The sequence below is a fragment of the Bacillus sonorensis NBRC 101234 = KCTC 13918 genome (assembly GCF_001592005.1).
Classification (GTDB): domain Bacteria; phylum Bacillota; class Bacilli; order Bacillales; family Bacillaceae; genus Bacillus; species Bacillus sonorensis.
The window spans coordinates 290,592-316,513 of record NZ_BCVZ01000003.1 but is presented as its reverse complement, the minus strand read 5'-3'; the positions used below and the strand labels follow the sequence as shown (position 1 = coordinate 316,513).

At 50.5% G+C, this 25,922-nt stretch carries 4 protein-coding genes; all 4 read left to right on the top strand.

Annotated elements, in window-relative coordinates; all coding sequences use genetic code 11:
* Positions 1-187 precede the first annotated feature (187 nt).
* Genes BTR1S_RS06830 through BTR1S_RS06815 form a run of 4 tightly spaced genes read left to right on the top strand, consistent with a single transcriptional unit; the run spans position 188 to position 25,917 of the window.
* Complete coding sequence (locus tag BTR1S_RS06830) at positions 188-481, top strand: hypothetical protein (protein ID WP_155910123.1); 294 nt, start codon at positions 188-190, stop codon at positions 479-481.
* On the top strand, positions 478-6,063 hold the full coding sequence (locus BTR1S_RS06825) for a type I polyketide synthase (RefSeq protein ID WP_029418910.1): 5,586 nt from the start codon (positions 478-480) through the stop codon (positions 6,061-6,063). Before BTR1S_RS06830 ends, BTR1S_RS06825 begins: the two co-directional genes overlap by 4 nt.
* Positions 6,060-16,448: a non-ribosomal peptide synthetase gene (locus BTR1S_RS06820; RefSeq protein ID WP_051397525.1), complete on the top strand. Its 10,389-nt coding sequence runs from the start codon at positions 6,060-6,062 to the stop codon at positions 16,446-16,448. Before BTR1S_RS06825 ends, BTR1S_RS06820 begins: the two co-directional genes overlap by 4 nt.
* A 13-nt stretch (positions 16,449-16,461) precedes the next feature.
* Positions 16,462-25,917: a non-ribosomal peptide synthetase gene (locus BTR1S_RS06815; protein ID WP_051397524.1), complete on the top strand. Its 9,456-nt coding sequence runs from the start codon at positions 16,462-16,464 to the stop codon at positions 25,915-25,917.
* The last annotated feature ends 5 nt before the right edge of the window (positions 25,918-25,922 follow it).

Sequence of the window (25,922 nt, the reverse complement as noted above, 5' to 3'; positions counted from 1 at the left end):
CTCCATTAGTTTCAGCATACATTTCATTCCTTAGTAGTTTTCTATTTTTAAAACGTGCTTGCTGAAAGATTTTTTTCTAAGTTTAAATGAAAACCTGGAAAGGCGGCTTCGAAACAAGTCAAGCAAATCTGATGAAAGCTTTTCTTTTTAGAGAGGCTTTTTTTAAAACCATCTCATGATGATGGTGGTGCAGTGGTTTGTTTTTATTTTTGTAATCGAAACGGTTTCACTGTTCGACATCCGCTGGCCTGCCCCCGGGCAAAGCATAACGCCAGTAGAATTACATAGCAAAAATATATTGTTGGTTTTGTCTGAACGAGAAATGACGGTAGAAAAAAAGTTTTTCCTATATATCAAACGGCATATCCACAGTGAAAAAAAGGTTAAAGCGTTGAGACGAACGCATCTGGTTTATCCTGTTGGACATCATGGCTTTGAACGAAGAGATAATATGTTTTCTAAAGGAGAGTATGAGGAATGAAGGAAACTGAAATTGCTTTGGAACCTATTGCGATTATTGGAATCGGATGCCGATTCCCGGGAGGGGTGAATAGTCCGGAAAGCTATTGGAAAATGCTGTCCGAGGGGATTGATGCGATATCCGAAATTCCTTCAGACCGCTGGGGTGTCGAATCTTACTATGATCAAGACCGGTTCAAAAAAGGCAAGACCGTTTCCAAATGGGGAGGGTTTCTCGAGAAATTTGATCAGTTTGATGTTGAGTTTTTTGGCATGTCTCCGAGGGAAGCGGTCAGTTTGGATCCTCAGCAGCGTTTGCTGCTGATGGCGAGCTGGGAGGCTTTAGAAGACGGTGGCCAGGTTCTGGAACGTTTGGCCGGCAGTGATACCGGAGTATTCATCGGCGGTTTTACGCTTGATTATAAACTGCTTCAATTTTCGGAGAGCAATCGCAGCCTGGTGGAGGCTCATACGGCGACAGGTTCGATGATGACGCTGTTGTCAAACCGGCTGTCATATGCCTTTGATTTTCGCGGGCCGAGCATATCTGTCGATACCGCTTGTTCTTCTTCTTTGGTAGCTGTTCATTTGGCTTGTCAAAGCTTGTGGAATCATGAGGCGTCATTGGCGCTTGCCGGCGGCGTAAACGTGATGCTGAAGCCGGATTATACCATTGCAGAGTCGAAAGCCGGCATGCTGTCGCCGGATGGGCGCTCAAAAACATTTGACTCCTCTGCAAACGGCTATGTTCGCGGAGAAGGCGTCGGTGTTGCGGTATTAAAGCCGTTATCAAAAGCTTTAAAAGACGGGGACCGAATTTATGCGACAATCAGAGCGACAGCGGTAAATCAAGACGGACATTCCAACGGACTTACCGTGCCGCGGGGCGAATCTCAGGAGGAACTGCTGCGGCAGGCGTATTCAAAGGCCGGCATCAGCCCCGGACGGGTTCAGTATATGGAAGCACACGGAACGGGAACGCCTGTGGGCGATCCGATAGAGGCAAATGCGCTCGGCAGCGTTCTCTCAATGGATCGGCCTGAAGGTGATACATGTTATATCGGTTCGGTCAAAACCAATTTTGGGCATACGGAAGCGGCTGCGGGTATTGCCGGTTTGATCAAAGCGGCGCTCTGCTTAAAACATAAAGCCATTCCGCCGCACCTTCATTTGAATGACCCGAACCCGAAGATTTTATTTGAGCAGCTTTGTTTGCAAGTTCCCCGGGCTCTGACACCATGGCCGGATACAAACGGGCCTGCCGTCGCCGGTGTCAATTCGTTCGGTTTTGGAGGAACGAACGCCCATGTTGTGTTGGAAGAGGCGCCGCATGTGATGCCGCCTGTCCGGACATTTACGGAAAAACCGTATGTTTTTCCGGCATCTGCGAGAAGTCTGGAGGCGTTGAAAGATGTTGCCGCGGCCTATAAAGATCGGTTGGAACAGGATGATTCAGCCTGCTCTACTCTGCATGATCTATGCTATACCGCCGGCGTGAAGCGCACCCATCACAGCTGCCGTCTAGCCGCTGTGGCTGATTCAAAGGAAGAGCTGATCAATCAACTGCACGCTTTTCTTTCAGAAGAACCGTATCCCGGATTAAGCGTCGTGCAAGAAGTCCGGCATCATGACTTGGTGAAAGGGGCAACCGCTTCTTTACCCCTTGTGTTTGTGTATTCTGGAATGGGGCCTCAATGGTGGGGGATGGGGCGCAAGCTGCTCGAAACAGAGCCGGTATTTCGCCAAGCCGTTGAACAATGCGACCGGCTTTTGCAGCAGTACGGCGGATGGTCGGTGCTGAAGGAAATGTTAAAGAACGAAGAACAATCGCTTTTGGAGGAAACAGAGTTTGCCCAGCCCGCCATATTTGCTCTTCAGGTGGGGCTTACCGCCTTATGGAAATCATGGGGAATCAAACCTGATGCTATCGTCGGCCACAGCGCCGGGGAAGTCGCAGCCGCTTATGCTTCAGGAGCGCTGTCTATCGAACAAGCCGTCCGTGTCATTTATCATCGCAGCCGGTTACAGCAAAAAACAACAGGCATGGGCAAGCTTGCGGCGGTCGGTCTTTCGTTGGAAGATGTCAAGCCGCTTTTGAATGGGTTTGAAGACAGCGTCTCGGTTGCCGCTGTGAACAGCCCAGGCTCACTGACATTGGTTGGTGATCCCGATTCGTTGGAAAAAATCATCAAGCCTTTGGAAGAACAAGGCGTTTTTTGCAGGTATTTGCGCGGAAAAGTGCCGTATCACAGCCATTATATGAATCCGTTGAAAGAAGAACTGCTGAAATCCCTTCACGACTTGTCTCCGCACCGCACGATCACACCTTTGTATTCCACAGTAACCGGAAAACAAATCGCTGGAAGAGATTTAACCGCTGATTATTGGTGGGAAAATGTAAGGAAACCGGTTCAATTTGCCTCATCAATAGAAGAAATCATTCAATCCGATTATCACACTTTTTTGGAAATCAGTCCTCATCCTGTACTGGCTCATTCAATTTCAGAAACGTTGAAAAACGCAAATAAAAAAGGAACCGTTTTGGCGTCATTGCGGCGTTTTGAAGATGACAGCCTCAAGCTGTTTGAAACGCTTGGCGGGCTTTATACCGCCGGATACCAGATCGACTGGTCCATTTTTTATCCGGACGGAGGCGCATTTGAAAAGCTTCCAACCTACCCGTGGCAGCTGGAACGTTATTGGCAGGAATCTGAAGCCTCAGCACAAGACAGATTGGGGCATAAAGTTCATCCGCTTTTAGGCAAAAGACTGTCTTCACCTTTGCCAACCTGGGAATCTGAAGTGAATATGACGCATTTGTCATATTTGAAAGACCATCTTATTCAAGGAAGCGTTGTGTTTCCGGGGGCCGCATACGCCGAAATGGGACTGGCCGCCGCGAAAGAAATTTATCAGGATTCCGTTTCTATTTTGACGGTCGACCATGTTGAATTCCATAAAGCTTTATTCATACCTGAAAGTGAAACAATCATGCTGAGGTTGATGTTTCATCCGAAAGACGGCGAGTTTACGATTTACAGCAAGTTCAATAATGAACAACAGGACTGGAAGCTGAACGCTTCAGGCAGGCTGATTGTCCAAACCGCTCAAGCGCCTGAACCGGTCGACCTGGATGAATTGAAAGGCAGGTGCCTGACAGAAATCGGCCATGCTGCATGCTACCAGCAATTCCGGACATTGGGGTTGGAGTACGGACAGACATTCAGGGGGATCGAAAAGCTTTGGCAGGGGTCTGAAGAAGCGCTGGCAAAGGTGTCAATTCCCGCTGAGCTTCATGGAGAAATTTCGGACTATCACTATCATCCCGCTGTACTTGATGTTTGTTTCCAAGTGCTTGCCGCTGCATTGCCTTTTGCTGGGGAGGGCGGAGCTGAGACCGTGTATATGCCGACAGGCGTGGAATCTGCATATATTCCCGAGGGGGCAGGCGGTGCTTTTTATCCCGAAGTGAAACCGGATATGTGGATCTACGCCCGGATTAACAGCCAAAACGATTCCCTTTTAATCGGCGATATCTTTCTTTTGGATGAACAAGGGAACATCATATTGAATATTAAAAACTGCCATGCCAAGTCTTTGAAAGAACAAACCGCCGACCAAAATACGATGAAGGAACAGGCATTTTATGATTTACAGTGGGAGACACAGCAGCTGGAAGATGCCAAACGGACAGAATCGAAAACCAGACATGGAAAATGGCTGATTTTCGCTGACAGAAAAAGCGTCGGTCAGAGCATTGCCGGCATATTGGCGGATCGAGACGAGCAGTTTGTCATGGTTTACCCTGGGGAACAATTTGTCAAATCTGCTGGTGAGTACCGGATTCAGCCTTCTGATCCCGAGGATTACCGCAAGCTGGTTCTGGAGGCGGGCGGAAATGGCTCCCATTTAAAAGGCATCATTCATCTTTGGAATCTCGATGCTGCAGATATGCAGGATGCAGCCCCGGAAACTCTTCGGCAAGCAGAGCTTCTAGGCAGCATATCTGTTCTCCATGTTGTCCAGGCTCTGGCCGGCTTCAGCTGGAAAACAGCCCCGCGTCTCTGGGTGATGACGAGAAACGCGCAAAATATTGTCAACGATGACGGTGCGATTCATGTACTGCAAGCCCCGGTTTGGGGGCTGGGGAAAGTGATAAACCAGCTTGAACACCGTGATATCAAGGGCGGTTTGATCGATTTAGATCCGTTGCCAGATGCCGGTGAAGCAGAACGGATCTGGAAGGAAATCGCCTCCCGCAGTGATGAGGACCAGATCGCTTTTCGGAATGGTCTGCGCTATGTTGCGAGACTAATCGAGAGAAAAGACCTGCATCTGCCGGCTGACCCGGTGTTTCGTTTCGATGGCAGCTATTTAATTACGGGAGGTTTTGGAGCCCTTGGTTTATTGGTTGCCAGATGGCTCGCGGAACGGGGAGCCCGCCATTTGATTCTGATGGGGCGAAAGCCTCTGCCTGAACGTCATGCCTGGAACGATATTCGGCCGGATCATCCAATGGCTGATCGCGTCAAGGCGGTGAAAGAGCTTGAAAAGCTGGGTGCAGCGGTCCATGTTGCTGCTGTAGATGTGAATGATGAGCAAAGTCTGTCAGATTATTTAAAAGCGTATAAGCAAGAGAGCTGGCCGGAAATTCGGGGTGTGATTCATTCTGCCGGCGCGGCGCTCCCGCAGATTCTTCTTCAAGTTCAACAGAAGGATTTCAGCCGGGTTATGGAGCCTAAAACAATCGGTGCATGGAATTTGCATAAACAATTTGAAGATCATCCTTTGGACTTCTTTGTCTTGTTTTCATCGATCGCATCGCTTGTCGCATCGACCGGACAGGGCAGCTATTCAGCGGCCAATGCGTTTATGGACGGGCTTGCACATTACCGCCGGGCGAAAGGTCTGCCGGCCTTGAGCATCAACTGGGGCCCTTGGGGACAAGCCGGAATGGCTACTCAGCTTGATTTGCTGCAGTATTTTGTACACCGCGGTTTTTATCCGATGACAAATGACCAAGGGCTGGAAGCCTTCGGACATTTGCTCGGACAAAAGGTAGCCCAGGCCGCCGTTGTAGGCGCAGACTGGCCGCTGGTTGTAAAAGCGAATTTCGGCGGCAATCAGCCGAGTATGCTGTCTGTTGTCACCGCCGAAGAAAAAACGGCTGACAAAGACCCGGATGCCGCCGCAGGCCAAAGCGGGGATCCGCTGACAGCTCTTCTTGCCCTGAAAGATCCGGACGCGCGCCGTTCCTTTATCATTTCACATCTTCAAGATATCGCAGCCGGTGTTTTAAGTTTAAACCGTTCCAAACTGTCACCGGAGCAATCGCTCGGAAATTACGGATTAGATTCCATGATGGCGATCGAACTGAAGAACCGGATAGATGATCATTTCCACATCAACATCGCCATTGTCGATCTTTTGAAAGGCCCGAGCATTGTCCGGCTTTCCGAGCAAATTTCAAGCCGGCTGACGGATATTCCTGCAGAGGAGCTGAATGAAGAGACGGCTGAAGTCCTTCAGGAGCTTGAGAATCTATCGAAAGATGAACTACAGGCATTGCTTCATGAAATTTCTGCAGGGGAGGAAAAAGAGTGAATGACTTTAAACATAAGTTCGAAAAACTTTCATCAGATCATAAAGCCCTTGTGATTGACCTGCTGAAAAAGAAAGCGCGTGCTGAACAGGGATCTTCTATTCCGGTTCAGCCACGCGGATCAAATAAGTTTCCGCTTTCTTTTCCACAGCAGCGCTTGTGGTTGTTAAACGAGATGGAGACGGGCAATTCCTTCTACAATGTGCCAAGCTGTTTTCGACTGACAGGTGTATTGCACCGCTCTTTGCTTCAAAAAAGCCTTGATGAAATGTGCAAGCGGCATGACATTCTCAGAACCTGCTTTTCGAAAGGGGAGAATGGTGAGCCGGTCCAACGGGTATTACCGTTTTTCTCGATAACCTTAGAGGTCATCGATTGTCGCCATTTAAGCAAAAGCGAACGGGAGGTGGAAAGCAGGCGCCGCCTGCAGGAAGAGATTCTCAAACCATTTGACTTGAACGAAGTTCCTTGGCGTGCCATACTGTTCTGCTTGAGCGAAAAAGACCATATTTTGCTTTTAAACATGCATCATACGATTTTTGACGGCTGGTCTTTACAAGTGTTTATGCAAGAAATGCTGACATTTTACGACGGCTTCCTTACCGGGAACTTTGCCGTTCTGCCCGAACCGGAGGTCCAATATGCCGACTTTTCCAGCTGGCAGCGTCAAACCATTGAGGAAGATCGTCTAAAAAAACAGTACGAATACTGGGAAGACAAGCTTCGAAATGTGCCGGTGCTGGAACTTCCGGGCGATCGTCCCCGTCCCGATGTCCCAACCTATGCAGGTTCAAGCTTCATGCTGACGATACCGAAACCGCTCTATGCGTCTCTCAAAACATTGAGCCGCAATGAAGGCGCTACACTGTTCGCTGTTCTATTGTCTGCTTTCAAGGTATTGCTTTTCCGCCACACCTATCAGGAGGATGTGGCCATAGGGACTCCGGTTCACGGACGAAACCGAAAGGAATTGGAAGGCATGATCGGGGTTTTTATTAATATGCTTGTGATCCGGTCAGACCTTTCCGGCAATCCGAGTTTTCAAACGCTGTTGAACAAAGTCCGTGAAGAAGCATGGAACGCTTTATCCAATCAAGATGTTCCTTTTGATCAGTTGGTAGCCCGGTTGCAGCCCGATCGTTCATTCCGCCGCAGTCCTTTGTTTCAGATGATGTTTGCGCTGCACCAATTTATGCCGGACATCAGGCTGTCTGAATTGGAGCTCGAGTATATGCATGTTGACACCGGGAGATCCAAATACGATCTGTCTCTTGAAATCTATGAAAAGCCTGAATCCATGCTTTGTCATTTTGAGTATAATACAGACCTTTTTTCTAGAGACCGGATCGAAAGAATGGCATTGCAATATTCCGCTTTGCTCGAAAGTCTTGCATCAAATCCGGCTCAGCGGATCATGGATTTTGATATAGAAGGCCTGATGAGCGAAGAAGAAAAAAGAGAGAATGCTAAGCTGCGACACCAAGCCTTTTGGCTGAAACAGCTGGCTGGAGAACCGCCCATCCTGCAACTGCCGGCAGATCACCCGCGTCCGGTGCAAGGCTTTGTGGGAGATACGGCAGAAATCAGGGCCGGGGCGGCATTCAAGCAGAAGCTCGAACAGCTGGCAAGTGAACACGGGACAACGTTATATACGGTGCTGATGGCTGCTTTTCAGACATTGCTGTCCCGCTACAGCGGACAGGATGACATCATTGTGGGCTCGCCGGCTCAGGATCTCAAGGACTCAAATCGGGCTGCGGTCACAGTGGCGCTCCGCGGGCACCCGAAGAGTGAAAAAACGTTTGCAGCGTTTCTAAAAGAGATGGCGGATATCGCGGAGGCTGCATTTAGGCATCGGGAATTTCCGATTGAGCCCGTTGCAGAGAAGCTGGGGATGAATGCCGACTCTATTTTTAACGTACTCATTGTCCGGCAAGACGCATCCTGCGGTGAACTGAGTCAGGCAGCACCTTCTTTAGAATTAGATGAAGCGCGGACATTTGACCTTCTGCTGAGAGTCGGGAACGATCCGTCAGGAGTGACATTCCAATTTGAATATCATCGCGGACTGTTCGAGCGGGAGACGATCTGCCGCTGGGCGGATCACTGGCTGCAGCTTTTGGCACAGGTGGCGGAAAAACCTGATATCAAGCTTGGCGATATCGATCTGCTCCCGGCGGCGGAAAAACAGATCCTCCTCGTCTCGTTCAATGATACGAAAGCGGACTATCCAAAGACGAAAACGCTCCATCAGCTGTTTGAAGAACAGGCTGAACGGACGCCGGACCGTACGGCTGTGCTGATTGCAGACAGACAGCTGACATATCGGGAGCTCAATGCCAGAGCGAACCGGTTGGCGCGCATACTGCGCGATAAAGGCGTCCGGCCGGATCATATCGTAGGTTTAATGCTGGAGCGTTCGGCCGAGATGATGGTAGGTATACTTGGCATTTTGAAGGCAGGCGGCGCATATCTTCCGATTGACCCTGACTATCCGGAAGAACGAATCAGATACATGCTTGCTGACAGTGGAGCCCGATGGCTTGTGAGACAGCCAGAGCGGGGAGGGCACATTTCGTTTAGCGGAGATGCTGTCATATTAAATGAAGGAGCCGAGCTTCAGCAAATGGAGCCCAATCTGCCGGCAGCAGCCGGACCTGATGACTTGGCATACGTGATTTATACATCGGGATCAACCGGCAAACCAAAGGGCGTCATGGTTGAACATCATTCAGTCGTTAATCGTTTGTATTGGATGCAAAAACAGTACCCGCTTCATCAGGATGATGTGATTTTACAAAAAACGCCATTCAGCTTTGATGTTTCCGTATGGGAACTGCTGTGGTGGGGAGAGGCCGGTGCAAAGGTTTGCTTCCTGCCGCCTGGAGGAGAAAAAGATCCGGAAGTCCTGCTTCAGACGATTAAACGGTACGGCATCACCACGCTGCATTTCGTCCCGTCAATGTTATCCGCCTTTTTGGATGCGTTGGAGGATGGAGATCGGTTTGAATATATCAGGAGCATCCGGCGGGTATTTGCGAGCGGTGAAGCTTTGTCGGCGAAGCTCGCAGAACGGTTTCAGCGCCTCATTTCCCGTAAAACCGGGGCCAGTCTCATCAATCTGTACGGACCGACAGAAGCGACCGTTGATGTGAGCTATTACGATTGCCCGCAAGCGGAGCGTCTTTCAAAAGTGCCGATTGGAAAACCGATCGATAATCTGCAATTGTTTGTCACAGGCCCCCATGGCATGCTTCAGCCGATCGGGATCCCGGGGGAACTGTGCATCAGCGGAGCCGGACTGGCCCGGGGCTATTTACATCAGCCAAAGCTCACGGCGGAGAAATTCTTAGAGCATCCGTTCATTCCGGGGGAAAGGATGTACAAGACGGGAGACCTTGCCCGCTGGCTTTCAGACGGAAATATCGAATATTTGGGACGGATCGACCACCAAGTCAAAATCCGCGGCTATCGCATTGAATTGGGAGAAATTGAGCATCGGCTGCTGGCGCACCAGGGAGTGAAAGAAGCTGTCGTCACCGCGCAGGAAGAAGCCGGCGGGGATAAAGCATTGTGTGCTTATTATGTCGGTCATCAGCCGCTATCATCAGATGAACTGCGAACGTTTATCGGGGAGGCGCTGCCTTCCTACATGGTGCCTTCATTTTATATCGAGCTCGATCAGATGCCGCTGACGCCAAACGGCAAACTGGACCGGAAAGCTCTGCCGAAGCCTGTCCGTGTATCTGCATCAGCCAATATAAGACCGGCGACCGAGACAGAGTCGGTCTTGGCCGTTCTCTGGCAGGAAGTGCTCGGATTGGAACGGGTCGGGGCCGCAGATGACTTTTTTGAACTCGGGGGACATTCATTGAAGGCGATGACTCTTGTGTCGCGTATTCATCGTGCATTAGGAACTGAAGTACCGCTGCGGGCGTTATTTTTTCATCCTACGGTCAGGGAAATGGCCGCATGGATTGAGGCGAACGGAAGAACTTCGCGGTACGCAGAGATCAAACCGGCTCCGTCAATGGAGACGTATCCGGTCTCATCAGCACAAAAACGGATGTACTTCCTCCAGCAAATGGACCCCGAGGCAACGGTCTACAATATGCCGGCCGTATTTCTGGCAGAAGGTCCATTAGATCGCGCTCGATTAGAACGGGCGTTTCAAAGCCTTGTTGCCCGGCATGAATCACTCCGTACACGCTTCGATATCGTTGACGGAGCACCGGTACAACAAGTAATGGAGCAAGTAAGTGTTGAAGTGCCATATTTTAATGGAACAAAAACAGAGGCCCAACAATGGGTTCAGACTTTCGTACGGCCGTTTGATATAAGCAGGGCTCCGCTGTTCCGGGCCGGGGTCATGAAACTGGAGGACGGTCGGCATGTTCTGGCGGTAGACATGCACCATATCATTTCTGACGGTGTAACGGCAAGCCTGTTGATCAATGAGTTCAGCCGCCTGTACCGCGGAGAGGAGCTCCCGCCGCTTACGATCCAGTACAAAGATTTTGCCGTCTGGCAAAATGCCCGTTTGGAAAGCGAAGTGTACAGGGAGCAGGAAGCATACTGGCTGAAACAGCTTTCCGGTGAACTACCGGTGCTGCAGCTGCCTGCTGACAAGCCGCGTCCGCAGATACAGAGCTTTGCAGGGGATATCTTGGAAATATCTGCTGGTGCACGGCTGAACGAAAAACTCAAGGAACTTGCGCAGGAAACCGGAACAACGCTGTTCATGGTGCTTTTGGCCGCATATCAAACATTGCTGTCGCGTTACAGCGGTCAGGAGGACATCATCGTCGGATCGCCGATAGCTGGACGCCAGCACGCCGCTCTTGAAAACATCGCCGGCATGTTTGTAAACACCTTACCGCTGCGGGGATATCCGCAGTCAAATAAAACATTTCGAACGTTTGCCGAGGAAATCAAGAAAACGGCGCTCGAAGCTTATGAACACCAGGAGGTTCCATTCGAGGCGCTTGTTGATAGGCTCGGGGTGCCTCGCGATGTGAACCGTAATCCGGTATTTAACACATTGTTCGTCCTGCAGAATGCGGGTGGCGTTGAGCTCGAAATAGACGAGGTGACCCTTCATCCTTACGAACAAAAACACCCGATCGCCAAATTTGACCTGACCCTTCAGGCCGAGGAAAAGAGCGGCAAGCTGATATTCACATGGGAGTACAGCACAGAGCTGTTTGAGCGGGAGACCATACTTCGCTGGACGGGCCACTGGCTGAAGCTCCTTGAACAGGTAGCGGACAATCCTGACCTCTTGCTTGGTGAGATTGAACTGCTGACAGAAGCAGAAAAACGACAGCTGCTGACCGCATTTAATGGAAAAAAGGTGGCACAACCGGATTGTAAAACTGTTCATCAGTTATTCGAAGAACAAGCGGAACGATGTCCGGATCAAGTCGCAGTGGCGTTCAAGGAGGAGCGGCTTACATATCGGGAGCTGAACGAACGGGCAAACAAGCTGGCCCGGATGCTGAGAGGCAAAGGGGTAAAGCCGGGTGAACTCGTAGGGCTTCTTGCCGACCGCTCTGTAGACATGGCGGTTGGCGTGCTCGGAGTATGGAAAGCGGGCGGCGCATATGTGCCGATCGATCCGGAGTATCCTTCTGACCGGATTCAGTACATGCTTGACGAAAGCGGTGCAAAGCTTGTCATCACTCATCAGGCGCTTGTGGAACGAATTTCTTTTAGAGGGGAAGTCATTGATTTTCAGTCCGTACAGATCAGTCGTCAGCAGGAAGAAAACCTTGATTCTGTCACAAAACAGGAGCATTTGGCATATGTGATGTTCACATCAGGAACGACGGGCCGGCCAAAAGGAGTCATGATCGAACACGGCAGCCTTCAAAGCATGGCCCATGCATGGCGTAAAGCATATGGGCTTGATAAAGAAACTGCTAATGTGCTGCAAATGGCCAGCTTTTCATTTGACGTGTTTGCCGGTGACTTGATCAGGGCGCTCGCTCATGGAGGAAAACTGGTGATATGTCCGAACGAATCCAGGCTGGAACCGGCAGCTGTTTATCAGCTCCTGATCACGCATGATATTCACATGCTTGAAACCACTCCTGCCTTGGCATTGTCGCTTATGCAATATATAGAAGACAACCAGCTGGACACAGGAGCGCTCAACCGGCTGATCCTTGGCTCAGACAGCTGTCCGTCAGCCGATTTCGATCACCTTCAAAAGACATTTGGATCACGTATGAACATCATAAACTCCTATGGGGTAACAGAAGCGTGCATTGATGCCAGCTATTATGAAATAAGCGGTGAAACGGCTGAAGGACGCTTGTCGACATCAGGACATGCGCCGATCGGAAAACCACTTTCCAATGTTCAGCTGTATGTTACAGATGGAAAACGGCAATTGCAGCCGATCGGCATTCCCGGAGAGCTTTATATCGGCGGAGCCGGAGTCGGCCGAGGCTACTGGAATCGTCCGGACCTGACGTCTGAGAACTTTGTATCCAATCCGTTTGCCCCTGGTGAACGCATGTATAAGACGGGAGATCTCGTCAGATGGCTGCCTGGTGGAAATCTTGAATATTTAGGGAGAATCGACCATCAAGTAAAAATCCGCGGCTATCGGATCGAATTGGATGAAATCGAATATCAGCTTTTAAAGCATGAAGCGGTCAAGGAAGCCGTCGTGATCGCGAGGGAAGACGGCAGTGGAGACAAAACGCTGTGCGCATATTTTACAGCGAAGCAGACGATTGAGAAAAACGAATTGCGCGCACATGTAGCAGCGGCGCTCCCGCCTTACATGGTACCGTCTTTCTTTACGGAACTTCAATCCATGCCTCTGACATCAAACGGGAAGCTGGACCGCCGGGCACTGCCGGAGCCTGAACGTATTGCCTCTGTTGACTCGTATGTCAAGCCTGACACGGCAACGGAAGAGCTCTTAGCCGTTCTTTGGCAAGAGACGCTCGGCCTAAAGAGAATTGGAGCCGATGAGGATTTCTTCGAACTAGGAGGCCATTCGCTAAAGGCAATGACGCTGATCTGGCGAATCCACAAAGAATTCAGAACAGAGGTGCCGCTGCGGCAGCTATTCCGTTTTCCGACGATTAGGGGACTCGGGGCATGGATTGATGCACACAAAGGTGCCTCTCCATTTGCCGAAATTGAAGCAGCACCAAAACAGCAGGCTTACGCTCTTTCTTCAGCACAGAAAAGAATGTATGTCCTGCAGCAGATGGACCGGGAATCAACGGTGTATCATATGCCAGAGGTTTTGATGATAACGGGACGCCTCGACCGAACCCGGCTTGAACAGGCGTTCAACGGGGTGATCGCAAGGCATGAATCGCTTCGCACTCGTTTCATCCTTCTGGAAGGGGAGCCGGTGCAGCAGGTGCTTGAAGACGCGTCATTCCGCCTGTCGTACAGGTCCGGCTCTGAGGAAAAAGCTGATCGGTGGCTGCGATCATTTGTCAGGCCCTTTGACTTAAGTGAAGCACCCCTTTTACGTGCAGAAGTGATGACGCTGTCTGATAACAGGCATTTGTTGGCCATAGATATACATCATATCATTGCTGACGGCATCACGGTAAGCCTGTTGATCAATGAGCTCGGCATGCTGTATAACGGGGCACAACTGCAGCCGCTCAAGCTCCATTACAAAGATTATGCCGTTTGGCAAAACAAAAGGATGCAAACAGAAGACTATAGGAAACAAGAAGCATATTGGCTTGAAAAGCTATCCGGCGAACTCCCGTTGCTGGAGCTTCCGGCTGACAAACCGCGGCCTGCCCTGCAAAGTTTTGCGGGAGACACTGTTGAAGCAACGGCAGATTTGAAGCTGAAACGAAAACTTGACCAGTTGGCCGCAGAAAGCGGATCGACACTGTATATGGTCCTTCTGTCTGCATATCAGGCCCTGCTTGCACGCTACAGCGGGCAGGATGATATCATCGTCGGATCGCCGATCGCCGGCCGCCAGCACTCTGGTCTTGAAAACATCGCTGGCATGTTCGTCAATACATTGGCATTGCGCGGGCACCCGCATGGAGACAAGACGTTCAAGCAGTTTATACAAGAGATCAAGGAAACCGCGCTTGGTGCTTTTGAACGGCAGGAAGTACAATTTGAAGCGCTTGTGGACAAGCTCGGGGTACGCCGTGAGATCAATCGGAACCCTGTATTTGATACGATGTTTGTCATGCAGAATACGGAAAATGCCGAGCTCGTACTGGACGGGCTTTCACTGGATTCATACAAAAAAGTGTACCAGACGGCCAAGTTCGATTTGACGCTGCAAGCGGAAGAGCAGGCAGACGGGTTAACGTTCACCTGGGAATACAGCACGGCTCTGTTTGAAAGGGCGACTGTTGAACGGTGGACAGGTCATTGGCTCCGGCTTTTGGAACAGGTGGCAGATGATCCATTCATTCGGATAAAGGAGATTGATTTGTTGACGGAAGCAGAAAAAAGGCAGCTGCTTGTCACATTCAACGACACAACAACAGATGATTTGAAGACTCGAACGATTCATCAGCTATTTGAAGAACAAGTAAAACAATCGCCTGACCATGTCGCGCTCGTGTTCCGGGACCGGCAGATGACATACCGCGAGCTGAACGACCGTGCCAATCGGCTTGCCAGGACGCTAAGGGCGGAAGGCATGAAAGCAGATCAGCTTGTTGGTCTTATGGTTGACCGTTCTTTAGAAATGGTCATCGGGATGTTAGGGATTTTGAAAGCCGGCGGCGCTTATGTTCCGATTGATCCGGAATATCCGCAAGAACGTATTCTTTATATGATAGAGGATTCGGGCATCAAGCTGCTGCTCTTGCAACGCCATCTGCAAAAACGCGCGCCTTTTTCGGGTACCACGATCGTTCTTGATGAGGAGAAAACCTACAGCCAGGACGGCTCCGATTTGGAACCGGTCTCCGGACCGCAGCATACAGCGTATGTCATCTATACATCAGGGACGACAGGAAAGCCGAAAGGAGTAGTGGTCGAGCATCGCGGGTTATGCAACCTTACTCTTTTATTCAAAAGCAGAATGTCCGTCAGCCAAGAGGACAAAATCGTTCAATTTGCAAGTCTATCGTTTGATGCGTCATGCTGGGAAATCGCCATGTCGCTTCTATGCGGGGCGGCTTTATATATTCCTGACCAGTCGGTGATTTTAGATCATCGTTTATTTGAACGATTCCTTTATGACAACAACATTACAATAGCTACATTGCCGCCCGGATATGCCGCGCATTTGGAGCCGGAGCGGGTTCCGGCCTTAAGAAAGCTGATTACTGCAGGATCGGCTCCATCTGTTGAACTTGTGAAAAGATGGGAGAATCAAGTGATCTATTATAACGCATACGGGCCTACCGAATCTTCTGTTTGCTCTCTGATATGGAAGGGCGGCCATTCTGTCGCGGGTAGATCGGTTCCGATCGGAAGCCCGATCGATCATCATGCTGTATATATTGTGGATCACAACAATCAATTGCTTCCGATTGGAGCAGCGGGTGAATTGTGCATTGCAGGTGAAGGATTGGCCCGGGGCTATCTTCATCGTCCAGATCTGACAGCCGAAAAATTCGTAGCCAATCCGTTCAGCCCGGGTGAAAAAATGTATAAAACAGGGGATCTCGCCCGCTGGCTCCCGGACGGAAATATCGAGTATCTCGGCCGCATCGATCATCAGGTGAAAATTCGGGGCTATCGAATTGAAATAGAGGAGGTCGAGCACCGGCTTTTATCTCATGAAGCGGTGCGCGAAGCAGCTGTCATCGCCAAGGAAGATGCCGGCGGCGCCAAATCATTATGTGCTTATTACGTGGCAAAACAGCCGGTCGGCCTACACGAGCTTCGATCACATATAGCCGCAATGCTGCCATCGTATATGGTGCCTGAGTTTTTCATGGAACTGCAGCAGATGCCGCTGACTCGAAACGGCAAGCTTGACCGTCAAGCACTGCCTGAGCCGGACCGTGCAGCAGCGTCGGCTGTTTATATCAAGCCCGCGACAGAAACAGAAGCAAGATTGGCTGCCCTTTGGCAAGATGTGCTTGGAGCCGAACGCGTCGGAGCCGCAGATCATTTCTTTGAACTGGGTGGCCATTCATTGAACGCCATGACACTCATATCCCGCATTCAGCGTGATCTGGACATTGATATTTCGATGAAGGAATTATTTCGTTATCCGACCATCAGGGAACTGGCGGATCGAATTGACTCAGCAGGGCACTCGATTCATCAATATACCAAGTATTTGGACAAAATGACACCGGAAAACCGGAGATTATTTTTCAAAAACGAACGGGAACATATCGTGAATGATATAGGAACAGCAGGGTATGACCGGCTGTATGCCAGCTATGTTGGCACTCCGGATAGAAGCTAAAGGAGGAAAGGCGATGCCGATTGATTGGAGGAAGTACGGAGTGGCCGAAGAGCCTGTAAAAGAAGGTTCACATATCAAAATTGAGCCTATCCCGCATCAAGACGCGTATGAACTTTCATCGGCCCAAAAAAGAATCTATGTGCTGCAGCAAATCGATCCTGCGGCAACAGCTTATAACATGCCGCAGATTTTGATGATAGAAGGTGAATTGGAGCATCATCGGCTGGAACAAGCTTTCCGCCAGCTGATGATGCGGCATGAAGCATTGCGCACTCGATTTTTTTTGAAAGAGGGGGCGCCGGTGCAGCAGGTCCTGAACGATGTGCCGTTTGACATAGCGTACACTTATGGAACAGAAGAGGGCGCTGAACGCTGGGCGCAGTCATTCATAAAGCCGTTTGACTTAAGCAAAGCCCCGCTTTTGCGGGTCGAAGTGATGATACTTCCGAACGGACGCTGTCTGTTGGCTGTGGATCTGCATCACATTATCGCTGACGGTGTTACAGTGAAGATGCTTATCGAAGAACTTGGGACGTTTTATAAGGGAGACGGGCTGGAGCCGCTTACGATCCAGTACAAAGATTATGCCGTCTGGCAAAATGAAAGGATGAAAAGCGAGGAATACGCGAGACAGGAAACTTACTGGCTGAAACAGCTTTCCGGTGAACTGCCGGTATTGAAGCTTCCGGCTGATAAACCGCGTCCCCAGATGCCATGCTTTACCGGGGACGCAGTGGAAGCAACTGCTGATATGATGATGCAGGAAAAGCTGAAGAAGCTGGCAAGGGAAAACGGAGTGACGCTCTATATGGTGTTGTTGGCGGCATATCAAGCGCTGCTTGCCCGCTACAGTGGAGAGGATGACATCATCGTCGGATCGGCCGTCGCCGGACGGACGCATCCTTCGCTTGAAAAGGTGGCCGGAATGTTTGCCAATACACTGGTTTTTCGGGGATACCCGCAAAAAGAAAAGTCTTTTCGCTCGTTTTTGGAAGAAATCAAGGAGGTTACGCTTGGAGCCTTCGACCATCAGGAGGTGCCGTTTGAAGCCCTCGTGGAAAAGATTGGAATTTCGCGTGATGGATATCGAAATCCCGTCTTTGACACCATGTTTGTTCTGGAAAATGTAGAGGATCAAGAGCTGGTGCTGGACGGACTGGCATTTCATCCATATGAAGTAACACATCAGATCGCAAAGTTCGACCTGATGCTCCAGGCGAAGGAACAAAGGGGCGGTCTGCGGTTTACATGGGAATACAGCACAGGCCTGTTCGAGCGCGAGACGGTCGAGCGGATGACGGGTCACTGGTTTTGCCTGTTGAAGCAGATAACAGATGATCCGGATATCAGACTCGGAGAGATTGATCTATTGACAGAAACCGAAAAGCACCGGCTCATTTGCACATTCAATCAAACGGATCCGGCTGTTCCTCGGAATAAAACGATTCACCAGTTGTTTGAGGAGCAGGTGGAACGGACGCCTGATGCCGCTGCGGTGGTTGATAAAGAGCAGCAGCTGACCTACAGCGAGCTGAACAAGCGCGCCAACAGACTGGCACGCGCATTGAGGAAAATGGGAGCGGGCCCCGAAGTTGCTGTGGCTGTCGTCGCAGATCGATCGATTGAGATGATAACGGCAATTTTCGCCGTCCTCAAGTCCGGCGGGACGTATGTGCCTGTCGACCCGGAATATCCGCAAGAGCGGATCCATTATATGCTGGAAGACAGCGGAGCGAAGCTGATTCTTGCAACGAAAGAGGCAGTTCCTCCTTTTATCGGCAGTGAAGCAGTGCTTTTCATTGAGGATGCTGTTTCAGCTCCATACGAAAGCTCCAATTTGGAACTCGCATCGACGGCGCAGCAATTGGCATACATTATGTACACATCGGGGACTACAGGCAAACCGAAAGGAGTCATGGTCGAACATCAAAATGTGGTCCATTTAGTAAATAGCTCGTCATATGTACCGTTCGCACAAATCGGACGCCTTGCACAGACTGGCGCGATAAGCTTTGATGCATCGGTTTTTGAAGTGTTCGGAACCCTTCTTCACGGAGGCGCAATTTATCCGGTGAGCAAGGATATGCTGCTTGATCCAGCACAGATGACGAGCTTTTTGAAAGACAACTGCATTTCAACGATGTGGCTGACCTCGCCATTGTTCAATCAGCTCGCACATGAAAATGCAAACATGTTCGCCGGACTGCAGCATTTAATCATCGGAGGCGACGTCCTGTCGGCTCGACATGTTCGAATGGTGAAACAGTCCTGTCCGGCGCTGACCATATGGAATGGCTACGGGCCGACCGAAAATACGACATTCTCGGCGTGTTATCGGATTCAGGATGATCGGGATCCGATTCCGATCGGCAGGCCGATCAGCAATTCTTCAGCTTATATCGTGAATTCAGAGGGACGGCTCCAGCCTGTCGGAGCACCCGGCGAATTATGCGTGGGCGGAGCCGGGGTGGCCCGCGGCTATTTGAATCAGCCGGAGCTGACCGAAAAGAAGTTTGTTCCTAATCCATTTGCTCCCGGCCGGATGTATAAAACGGGCGATATGGCCAGATGGCTGCCGGACGGCAATATCGAGTACTTGGGACGGATTGATCAACAGATCAAGATCCGCGGATACCGGATCGAATTAGGTGAAATCGAAGCTCATCTTTCAGCCCACCATTCTGTCAAGGAAGCGGTTGTCACCGCAAGAGAGAACGCATCCGGGGAAAAGGAGCTGTGCGCTTTTTATGTGCCGGGCCAACCGATTGAAGCAGAACAGCTGCGTGATCAAATAGCAGAAGCGCTGCCATCATATATGGTTCCGTCATTCTTTACAAAGCTTTCAAAGATGCCGCTGACACCAAACGGCAAGCTTGACCGGAAGGCGCTTCCCGAGCCGGAGCGTGTATCTGCTATGGATTCGCATGTAGAGCCTGAGACGGAAACAGAAACTCGTTTGGCCGCCCTTTGGCAGGAGGTGCTTGGAGTTAAAAAAGCCGGTGCTTCGAGTCATTTCTTCAAGTCGGGCGGACATTCCTTAAAAGCGATGATGCTCGTAGCCCGGATTCATCAGGAATTTGGAGCGGAAGTCCCGCTGCGTGAGTTATTCCGTCATCCAACGGTGAGAGAACTTGCCGCATGGCTCGATGAGAATGGCAAAATATCACCTTACATCGGAATCACTCCTATTCCGCGTCAAAAAGAGTACCCGGTGTCATCTGCGCAGAAACGAATGTACGTACTGCAGCAAATCGATCCTGGGGCAACAGCTTATAATGTACCGGCCGTTTTGGTGGCGGAAGGCATACTGGACTATGACCGTTTGGAGCAGGCGTTTCAAAAATTGATCAACCGCCACGAATCGCTGCGCACCCGATTTGTCTTGACAGACAGCGAACCGGTGCAGCGGATTGAAGAAAATGTATCGTTTCATGTTACTTACCATCACGGGACAGATGATGAAGCAGGGCGGTGGGTGAAGTCGTTTATACAGCCGTTTGACCTAAGCAAAGCTCCGCTGCTCCGGGTGGGAGTCATGAAGGTAACAGCTGAGCGGCACCTGCTTGCAATAGATTTGCATCACATTATCGCAGACGGTATGACGCTAAATATTTTCATTCAAGAGTTCAATGCGCTGTATCACGAAATCGAGCTCGCGCCTCTTGCGATTCAATATAAAGATTTTGCGGTTTGGCAACATATGCGGATGGAAAGCGAGGCGTACAGCAATCAAGAAACATACTGGCTGGACCGGCTTTCCGGTGAACTGCCCGTTCTGCAGCTGCCGGCGGACAAACCGCGGCCTGCGGAACAAAGTTTCAGCGGGAATATAATTGAAACAGCCGCAGAGCCAAAACTGAAGCAAAAGCTTGAACTTCTGGTGCAGAAAAGCGAATCAACGCTGTATATTGTTCTTTTGGCAGCATATCAAACATTACTGTCGCGTTATAGCGGACAGGATGACATTATCGTGGGATCGCCAGTAGCAGGACGCCCACATGCGTCCCTTGAGAACATCGCCGGGATGTTTGTGAATACTTTGCCGATGAGAGGGCGTCCAGAAGGACATAAGACATTTCGTGAATTTATAGAAGAAATCAAGGAAACAGCGCTAGGCGCATTCGAACATCAGGAAGTACAGTTTGAAGCGCTTGTTGAGAAGCTCGGGGTGCGCCGTGACATCAACCGGAATCCGGTGTTTGATGTTATGTTTGCCTTGCAGAACACGGAAAAGACAAAGCTGTCAATGGATGGACTGACACTGAGCCCTTATGAACAGGAGCACACGATCGCCAAGTTTGATTTGTCGTTGTTTGCAAACGAGGAAAGCGGCCGGCTGCGATTTAGCTGGGAATACTCGACAGAACTGTTCGAACGGGAAACGATTGAGCGCTGGACAGGACATTGGCGAAGACTTTTAGAGCAAGTAGCGGAAAACCCGGACATCAAGCTCGGGGAGATCGACTTACTGACAGAGGCGGAAAAAAACCAGCTTCAATTTGAATTCAACGGTACTGAAACCAGGTATCCGAGAAATAAAACCCTTCATCAGCTATTTGAAGAACAGGTGGAACGGACGCCTGATCAAACGGCTGTCCTATTTGAAGGTCGGAAGGTCACATATCGGGAGCTGAATGCGAGGGCGAACAGGCTTGCAAGGGATCTGCGCGGGAAAGGAGTCAAACCTGATCATATCGTAGCTCTGATGACAGAGCGTTCTATTGAGATGCTGGTCGGGATACTAGGCATTTTAAAAGCAGGCGGGGCATATCTTCCAATCGACCCGGATTATCCGGAGGAACGGATCGGGTTTATGCTGAAGGACAGCCGCACGCGCTGGTTATTAAAGCAGGCGCATATTGGCGGCAGCATTCCATTTTCCGGGGAAAGCATGCTCTTGGACGAGTCGGACAGTTTGACGAAGGCCGAAGCCAACCTGACTCCGGTTAGTAAAGCAGATGACATGGCATATGTCATTTACACATCAGGTTCAACAGGCAAGCCGAAAGGCGTCATGGTCGAACACCATTCGGTCGTCAATCGCCTGCATTGGATGCAGAAACAATTTCCGCTTGAGGTCGATGACGTCGTTCTGCAAAAGACCCAGTTTAGTTTTGATGTTTCAGTATGGGAGCTGTTTTGGTGGGGACAGGTCGGAGCAAAAGTGTGTCTGCTGCCGCCGGGGGGAGAAAAAGATCCGGAAGTGATTCTCGAAACCATCGCCCGGTACGGTGTTAAGACCCTTCATTTTGTTCCATCGATGTTATCCGCTTTTCTCGATGCTCTTAAAGATGGCAGCCGAATTGAACAGATCCGGAGTATCAGGCAGGTGTTTGCCAGCGGCGAAGCTTTGCCTGCCCCATTGGCCGAGCGGTTTCGGCGTGTGGTGTCCAGTCAAACCGGCGCTGAATTAATCAATATGTACGGGCCGACAGAAGCCACCGTAGAAGTAAGCTGTTATGAGTGTCCGCTATCAGATGGCATAACAACGGTTCCGATTGGAAAACCGATCGATAATCTTCAATTATACGTGGTCAGCCCCTTTAGGAACATGCAGCCGATTGGCGTTGCCGGCGAGTTGTGCATCAGCGGAGCGGGCCTTGCCCGCGGCTATTGGAATCGTCCTAAGCTGACGGCGGAGAAATTTGTCGATCATCCGTTTCAGGCAGGTCAACAAATGTATAAAACCGGAGATCTCGCGAAATGGCTGCCTGATGGAAATATTGAATACTTAGGGCGGATTGATCATCAAGTCAAAATCAGGGGGTACCGGATCGAACTGGGGGAGATCGAACATTGCATGCTCGAGCACCAAGCGGTAAAGGAAGCGGTCGTGACCGCTCGGGAAGAAGCGAATGGTGATAAAACTTTGTGTGCTTATTACGTGGCAAAGCAGCGGCTGACAGCGGATGAGCTGCGCGCCCATGCCGCTCTGTCACTGCCTGCGTATATGGTTCCGGCATTCTTTACATGGCTTCCGTCCATGCCGCTGACAGCAAACGGAAAAATTGACCGAAAAGCGCTGCCTCAGCCCGACTGTCAATCTATTCCATCAGCATATGAAGAACCGGCGACGAAGACGGAAAAACGTCTGGCCGACCTTTGGAAGAAGACGCTTGGGGTCGAACGGATAGGAGCGACAGACCATTTCTTTGATCTGGGCGGACATTCACTTAAGGCAATGACGCTTGTCTCTTTTATTCACAAGGAATTCGGAACGGACATTCACTTGCGGGACGTGTTCCGCTATCCGACGGTGAGGGGGCTTGCAGATAGGGTCGGAGCGAAGAAAAGCGTTTCGCCATATGCGGGAATCGAGCCCGTTCCCCGGCAGGAAACCTATCCGGTTTCATCGGCGCAGAAACGGATGTATGTGCTGCAGCAGCTGGATCCGAAGTCTACTGCTTATAATATGCCGGTCGTTCTTGAATTGAATGGCCGTGTAGACGACAGAAGGATGGAAAAGGTGTTCCAAAAGCTGATTGAACGCCATGAATCATTGCGTACGCGATTTTTTATAGCAGAGGGCGAGCCGGTGCAGCAGGTGCTGAAAACAGTACCATTTACGGTTTCGCGTGTACACGGTACAGAGCAGGAAGCTGACCATTGGGCGCAGTCGTTTGTGCAGCCGTTTGCCTTAAGCAAAGCTCCTCTCTTGCGTGCAGGAATGATGGAAATAGGCGCAGATCGCCACTTGCTTGCGATTGATATGCATCACATCATCGCTGACGGCGTGACCCTCAGTATCTTTATAAATGAGTTCAGCAAATTGTACGATGGCGCCGATTTGCCGCCGCTCAAAATTCAATACAAAGATTTTGCGGTTTGGCAGCATGTGCGAATGAAAAACGAAGCATACAGAAAAAAAGAAGCATACTGGATGGAGCAGCTATCCGGGGAACTGCCGCTGCTGCAATTGCCTGCCGATAAACCGCGTCCTGCGGTCCAAAGCTTTGCGGGCGATGCGATAGAAGCGCATGCCGATTTGGAATTAAAACAGAAACTGGAGCAATTGGCGAAGGATAACGGGGCGACGCTGTACATGGTGCTGCTTGCGGCGTATCAAACCTTGCTTTCCCGCTATAGCGGACAGGAAGATATGATCATAGGATCGCCGATCGCCGGACGGCCGCATGCCGATTTGGAGCCGATCGCCGGAATGTTCGCCAATACTTTGGCGATGCGCGGACAGCCCCGGGGCGACAAAACGTTCAAAGCCTTTCTGCAGGAAATCAAGGAAATGGCGCTGGGGGCATTTGAGAACCAGGAAGTGCCATTTGAAGAACTGGTGGAAAAGTTGGAAGTGCATCGCGACGTGAACAGAAATCCTTTATTCGACTCGATGTTTGTGCTTCAAAATATGGACGATGCAGAGCTTAACATGAACGGATTGACGCTACGTCCGTATAAACGGCAGATGTATAAAACAGCCAAGTTCGATCTGACGCTGCAGGCAGAAGAGAGAGAAACGGGACTTGCCTTTACGTGGGGCTACAGCACAGCGCTGTTTGAACGGGAGACGGTCGAGCGCTGGACAGGGCACTGGCTGAGGCTTTTGGAGCAAGTGGCTGAAACCCCTGATATACCGCTGGGAGAGATTGATCTCTTGACAGAAGCTGAAAAGCATCAGCTGCTTATTACATTTAACGATACAGAGGCGGATTATCCGCAAAATAAGACGATCCAGCAGTTATTTGAGGAACAGGCAGAAAGGACGCCGGACCATATCGCGATAGCGTTCAAGAACCGACAGTTGACATACCGTGAGCTGAATGAACGGGCAAACCGGCTTGCGCATTCATTACGCAGCCGCGGCATTCATCCGAATGATGTTGTTGGACTCATGACGGAGCGTTCACCGGAAATGATCATCGGCATTCTCGGGATTTTGAAAAGCGGGGCGGCTTTTGTACCGGTTGACCCTGATTATCCCGCGAAACGAATCCGCCTAATGATTGAAGATAGCTCGGCATCCACTTTTGTCGTTCAGTCCCATCTGGCTGAACGGGTACCTGCCGGCGTTACGGTCATTGAGCCTGAAAGCGATGAATTATTGGATGAGCCGTCACACAATCCGCAAGCGGTCAATCAGCCCGACGATCTGTTTTATGTGATCTATACGTCCGGGACCACCGGAAAACCTAAAGGCGCCATGCTGAATCACCGCAATTTTGTAAACCTGATTCATTTTCAGCTGACAATGGGGGGGATTGATTTCAGCCATCATGTGCTGCAATATGCGACTTTTAGTTTTGATGCGAGCTATCATGAAATATTCTCTACGCTGTTGTCGGGAGGGACGCTGCGGCTGATCACAAAAGAGCAGCAGACAGATCCGGAGGAATTGCTGAACATCATTGACCGCCACCAGATCCGGGTTCTGTTTCTGCCGGCTGCTTTCTTGAAATTTCTATTTCAAAATAAATATTATGCCGACCGCTTTCCTGCATGTGTCGACCATATTGCATCAGCTGGCGAGCAACTGGTCGTTAGCGGCGAAATGAAACAGGCGCTTCGGGAAAAGCAAATTTCGCTTCATAATTATTATGGTCCGTCAGAAACGCATGTCGTGACGACGCTGACGATGAACCCGGATGATCAGATCGACGAGTTTCCTTCCATAGGAAGGCCGATTTCCAATACACGCATTTATTTGCTCAACCAGCAGAAGAAGCTGGTGCCTATCGGAGTTGAAGGCGAGCTGTACATTTCAGGTGACAGTGTAGGCCCCGGCTATATCAACCAAGCGAAGCTTACCGATGAGAAATTCGTAGCGGATCCTTTTCAAAGCGGGGCGAAAATGTACCGGACAGGTGATCTTGCAAAGTGGCTGCCAGACGGACAAATTACATTTATAGGACGGATCGATCATCAAATCAAAATTCGCGGATATCGGATCGAACTTGGTGAAATCGAACATCAGCTGATGGCGCATCATGCAGTAAAGGAAGCAGTTGTGATTGCCAGGGAAGGTGCCGGCGGCATGGAGGTGTGCGCATATTACACCGCCAACAGGCCGGTTGGGGCGGATGAATTGCGCGGATATCTTGCCGCTGCGCTCCCGGCATATATGATGCCGTCAGCTTTGACAGAGCTTGAACGCATGCCTGTGACATCAAACGGCAAGCTGGACCGAAAAGCCCTGCCGGAACCAAAACGTTTATCAAGTGCTTATACAGAGCCGGCTACGGCTACAGAGGCACGACTTGCCGTTCTATGGCAGGAGGTCCTTGGAGTGGAGCGCGTCGGGGCTACAGACCACTTTTTTGAACTGGGCGGCCATTCATTGAAAGCGATGACTCTAATAGCCCGCATCCACCAGGAATTAGAGGCGGAAGTGCCGCTCAGGGAGCTGTTTCTCCATCCGACGGTGAGAGACCTTGCTGTATGGATTGAGGCCAATGGAAGCATGTCTCCGTTTGCTTCCATTCAGCCGGCGCCGCGGAATGTAAAGAGGAAGGAGGAATAACATAT

Excerpts from the sequence above, each read along its gene's own strand:
- BTR1S_RS06825 (WP_029418910.1), top strand. The coding sequence starts at position 478 with ATGAAGGAAACTGAAATTGCTTTGGAACCTATTGCGATTATTGGAATC.
- BTR1S_RS06815 (WP_051397524.1), top strand. The coding sequence starts at position 16,462 with ATGCCGATTGATTGGAGGAAGTACGGAGTGGCCGAAGAGCCTGTAAAA.